This window comes from Hymenobacter agri (genome assembly GCF_054778495.1).
Window position 1 is genome coordinate 1 of record NZ_BAAGZM010000990.1, and the last position, 1,057, is coordinate 1,057.

1 protein-coding gene and 1 pseudogene are annotated in these 1,057 nt (G+C 63.7%); both read left to right on the top strand.

Annotated features, from left to right (window positions below; genetic code table 11):
- Positions 1-297, top strand: a pseudogene (locus tag ACYVDE_RS23925) (urease accessory protein); the annotation flags it as partial.
- Between the two features lie 143 nt (positions 298-440).
- On the top strand, positions 441-1,057 hold a 617-nt coding region (locus ACYVDE_RS23930; RefSeq protein WP_460504029.1), incomplete at its 3' end, for an urease subunit gamma.

Genomic DNA, 1,057 nt, shown 5'->3' on the forward strand with positions numbered 1-1,057 from the left:
GCGTCGCCCTCGCGGGCGGCCTACGCCGTGGGCCTGCTGCACGGCCTAGCCGGCAGCGGCGCGCTGGTACTGCTGGTAATGAGCGAAATCCGCAGCCCCTGGCTGAGCGTGGCCTACTTCGCGGTGTTCGGCGCGGGCTCTATTCTGGGTATGTTCATCGTGGCGGGGCTGTGCAGCGTGCCTTTCACGCAGCGCATGCGCATTAGCCGGACGCTTAAGTTTAGTGCCGTTACCTTGTCGTCGCTGCTTTGCATTGGGTATGGCGGCTGGATGATTTATGGGAATGTGCGATGGTGAGCCAACAGAACGATGTAGAGACGCAACATTTTGCGTCTCGTCGTTGAACGACCGGAACCGCGCCGAACCACACAAAACCGCGCAGTCATAACAACATCAGCAACGACGAGACGCAAAATATTGCGTCTCTACACAGTTCTCACATGCACCTCTCCCCCAAAGACCTCGACAAGCTCATCCTCCACCAGGCCGGTTTCGTGGCGCAGAAACGCTACGCCCGCGGCCTGCTCCTGAACTACCCCGAAGCCCTGGCCCTCATTGCCACGCAGCTGCTCGAGTTCATCCGCGACGGCGAGCGGGTGGCCGTGCTCATGGACAAGGGCAAGCAGCTGCTGGGCCTGGCCGACGTGCTGCAAACGGTGCCCAGCATCGCCCTGCTCGGCTTCCTGATTCCGCTAATGGGCATTGGGCCGAAACCGGCCATTTTTGCGCTGTTCCTGTATTCGCTGCTGCCCATCATCCGCAACACCTTCGAGGGTGTGCGGGGCGTGCCGCCGGCGGTGGTAGAAGCCGCCCGCGGCCTGGGCCTGACCGACGGGCAGGTGCTCCGAACAGTAGAACTACCCCTGGCACTGCCGGTGCTTATGGCCGGTATCCGCACGGCCACGGTGATAAACGTGGGCGTGGCGACGCTGGCGGCCTACGTAGCGGCCGGCGGGCTGGGCGAGTTCATCTTCGGCGGCATTGCCCTCAACAACCCAGCGATGATACTGGCTGGCGCCCTGCCCGCCGCCGGCCTGGCGCTGGCCTTCGACGCGCT